This is a genomic window from Oceanisphaera sp. (genome assembly GCF_052084945.1).
GTDB lineage: Bacteria > Pseudomonadota > Gammaproteobacteria > Enterobacterales > Aeromonadaceae > Oceanimonas.
In genome coordinates, this window is record NZ_JBQDEX010000104.1 from 1 (window position 1) to 3,447 (window position 3,447).

Genomic DNA, 3,447 nt, shown 5'->3' on the forward strand with positions numbered 1-3,447 from the left:
TCGGCCAGCTGAAGCGGCCTCTACGAGCGCATTGGGTTGGCTTTAAGTGTCGTCCTCCTCACGCCTCACAGGTCTATCTCAGCCTGTCCGTTTTACCGTTATTCACCGCTTTACCATTATTGGTAGAAAATTTGTCTAAACTTCCAGCTTCCAGCTTCCGGCTTCAAGCATCCAGCTGTGTTTTAAGTGTCGTCCTCCTCACGCCTCACAGGTCTATCTCAGCCTGTCCATTTCACCGTTTTCCCTCACAGGTCTATCTAAGCCAGTCCTCTTTGCAGTCACCAATAAAACTTAGCAAAGTAAAAACCACTGAGTACGACACCAAAAATAACAATCAGCCAAGCAAGCAGCTGCGGGTTAATTTTAGTGATCACCTTAGCGCCCACTTTGCCACCCACCAGGTATCCTAGCGCCAACACCACGCCCCCTTGCCAATACACCAGCCCCGACAGCGAATACACCAGTATGGTGGCACCGCTGGCCAGCATCGACAGGTACAGCTTCATCGCATGTTGCTGCAAATTAGAGCCCATGCGTAGCTGACCGGTGATCGCCATTAATAATACCCCTAAGCCACCGCCAAAAAAGCCGCCATAAAAGCTACCGCCTAACAGCAAAGGCCAACCACGGCGGCGTAATACCAAGGGGCCTTCAAAGCCGGCCTTGCTTAATAATTGACGAGCATAGAGCAGGCTCACCGCCAGCAGTAACCAAGGAACTAAATAGTTAAAGTGATTGGCATTAAATTGCACCAAGGCCAAAGCCCCTAAACCGCCCCCTAGCAGGCCTATCAGCGTTAACGCCAGCCAAGGCCCGTTGCGTAATTGCTGCCTAATACTCCAATACGCACTGGCGTAACCTGGCCAAGAGGCCACGCTAGCCGTGGCCACCGCCGAGGTACTAGGAATGCCCAGTGCTAATAGGGCGGGCAGGGTAAAAAACAAGCCACCCCCAGCAAGGGCATTCACAATACCCGCCAATAACGACCAGCCCAACAATTCAAACATCATTCACCTTTGTTAAAAAATGCTTATATCAATCTGTACAACTAACGGATCAAAATTTTTCGCCACGAAACCCACGAAAGAACACGGAATAATAGAGATAAGATCTGAAAAAGACTTTAGAGGATAAGAGCCAAACACCCAACTATTAGTAGGGTAGCCCTTACCATTAGCAGTATGTGAGTCGTTGTCTTGATCCTGTTTTGGGCAGCCCCATTCGCACAAAAAACAAAGCCCCGATACCAGCGCAGGTATCGGGGCTTTTCCTCAGCTAGGCGCTTGGTGCTGGGCGCTCGGCGCTGTATTAACCTTCAAACATGGCTGAAATTGACTCTTCGTTACTAATGCGGCGAATGGCTTCGGCCAGCATAGGTGACAATGTCAACTGCTTCACTTTGCTTAAGGTTTTCATGTCATCGCTTAATGGCACAGAATCGGTGATGATCACTTCATCAATCACAGAATCTTTAATGTTTTGATAAGCATTACCCGAGAACACAGCGTGCGTAGCATAAGCATAAACGCGCTTAGCACCGCGCTCTTTTAACGCTTCAGCGGCTTTACACAAAGTGCCACCGGTATCAATCATGTCGTCTACAATCACACAATCGCGGCCTTCAACGTCGCCAATCAAGTTCATTACCTGAGACACGTTAGCGCGCGGGCGACGTTTGTCGATAATAGCAATTTCAGTTTCATCAAGCAGTTTGGCCACGGCACGAGCACGTACCACACCGCCAATATCCGGCGAAACAACCACAGCATCTTGCAATCCTTTAGACAGCATATCCTCTAATAGCACAGGAGTACCAAAGGCATTGTCTACTGGCACATCAAAGAAGCCCTGAATTTGCTCGGCGTGCAAATCTACGGTCAATACGCGGTCTACACCCACGCTAGACAGAAAATCAGCCACTACCTTAGCTGTAATAGGAACACGAGAAGAGCGCACGCGGCGGTCTTGACGGGCATAACCAAAGTAGGGGATAACGGCTGTGATACGACCGGCAGAGGCTCGGCGTAACGCATCCACCATCACGATCAATTCCATTAGGTTATCGTTAGTGGGTGCACAGGTCGACTGGATGATAAACACATCACCGCCCCGTACATTTTCGTTAATTTGTACGCTAATTTCACCATCACTAAAGCGGCCAACATCGGCAGCACTTAATTTAATGAAAAGACGATCGGCGATACGTTGGGCAAGTTCCGGCGTTGCATTACCAGCAAACAGCTTCATGTCGGGCACGGTTGAAAACCTCGGGATTGTTTCATGGGTGGCGAGACTGGACGGGGCCGTGAACCCGTAATCACGAAAACAGATTCGCTATCCAGCCCGTTTTAAAATTCATTTACTGCAGTAAACCTATTAGCCAGAATGACATCATTTACACACTGGCGTAGTGGTATCATCCTGCTTGCACACTAAGTAGTCAATTAGCTCTTATGATTAGGAGCTGTTTTATAGCATTAATAACTGCTTAGGCTGTTGTATAAACGGCGTATTTACGTGCTAATCAAGAGGGTGTTTAGGTGTCTAGCCGAGCTAGTTCACTTAACAAAGGAGACTGGTTGCAGCCTTTGGCAACAAAACCCAATACTCCTACTGGAGCCTTCGCAAGTACTGCTTCAGCCGCTTGTTGGCTGTCAAAACTGGCGAAAATACAGGCTCCCGTGCCCGTCATTCTTGACGGCGCATATTCTAGCAACCAGCTAAGGAGCTTGGCAACCTCGGGGTAACGCTTTTTGACCAGCGCCTCACAATCGTTATGCCAAGGGCGATTAAGCCATTGTTGTAAGCTTAATACTTTGCTGTTGCGGGTTAGTTCAGGGTCGTTAAAAATAGTTGCAGTTGCTACTGATACGGCTGGGCACAATATTAAATACCAGGGCTCATCAGGATAAGCGGGGGTTAATTGTTCGCCAATGCCTTCGGCAAAGGCGGCATAACCCCGTACAAATACTGGAACATCGGCACCTAAGCTCACTGCCAATTCGGCCAGCGTGTTAGTACTTAGCTTGAGTTGCCATAGTCGATTTAGCGCAACTAAAGTCGTGGCCGCATCACTTGAACCGCCGCCCAAACCGCCTCCCATAGGTAAACGTTTGGTTAAATGAATTTGCGCACCTTGCGTGCAGCCGGTGTGCGCTTGTAACAAACGCGCGGCTTTGATTATTAAATTTTGTTCAGGCAAAACCCCATCAAGTGTTGGTGTCAGGGTCAGTTCATTATCTGGCGCTTCGGTAAAGGTCAGTGCGTCACCATAATCGACAAACTGAAATAAGCTTTGCAAGTTATGGTAACCGTCATCGCGCCGACCGGTAATAGATAAAAACAAATTAAGCTTAGCCGGAGCCGGTAAAGTAAACATATTGAAATCTCTGTAAAAGAAAGCGGTACGTTTAACGCGGTACGCCCTACGTTAAAAATACCGTTTGT

Annotated in this window: 3 protein-coding genes; all 3 read right to left on the minus strand. The window is 48.4% G+C overall.

Annotated features, from left to right (window positions below):
• Positions 1-278: 278 nt before the first annotated feature.
• The 3 genes from ACTHY5_RS09610 to ispE all read right to left on the minus strand — a co-directional run bounded on the left by ACTHY5_RS09610 (position 279) and on the right by ispE (position 3,379).
• Complete coding sequence (locus tag ACTHY5_RS09610; RefSeq protein ID WP_441879087.1) at positions 279-1,007, minus strand: sulfite exporter TauE/SafE family protein; 729 nt, start codon at positions 1,005-1,007, stop codon at positions 279-281.
• Between the two features lie 301 nt (positions 1,008-1,308).
• Complete coding sequence (locus tag ACTHY5_RS09615) at positions 1,309-2,256, minus strand: ribose-phosphate pyrophosphokinase (protein ID WP_441879089.1); 948 nt, start codon at positions 2,254-2,256, stop codon at positions 1,309-1,311.
• A gap of 280 nt (positions 2,257-2,536) precedes the next feature.
• On the minus strand, positions 2,537-3,379 hold the full coding sequence (ispE, locus tag ACTHY5_RS09620) for a 4-(cytidine 5'-diphospho)-2-C-methyl-D-erythritol kinase (protein WP_441879091.1): 843 nt from the start codon (positions 3,377-3,379) through the stop codon (positions 2,537-2,539).
• Positions 3,380-3,447 lie beyond the last annotated feature (68 nt).

Bases quoted from the DNA above. Each gene is read 5' to 3' on its own strand.
- ispE (WP_441879091.1), bottom strand. From the start codon at position 3,379: ATGTTTACTTTACCGGCTCCGGCTAAGCTTAATTTGTTTTTATCTATT.
- ACTHY5_RS09610 (WP_441879087.1), bottom strand. From the start codon at position 1,007: ATGTTTGAATTGTTGGGCTGGTCGTTATTGGCGGGTATTGTGAATGCC.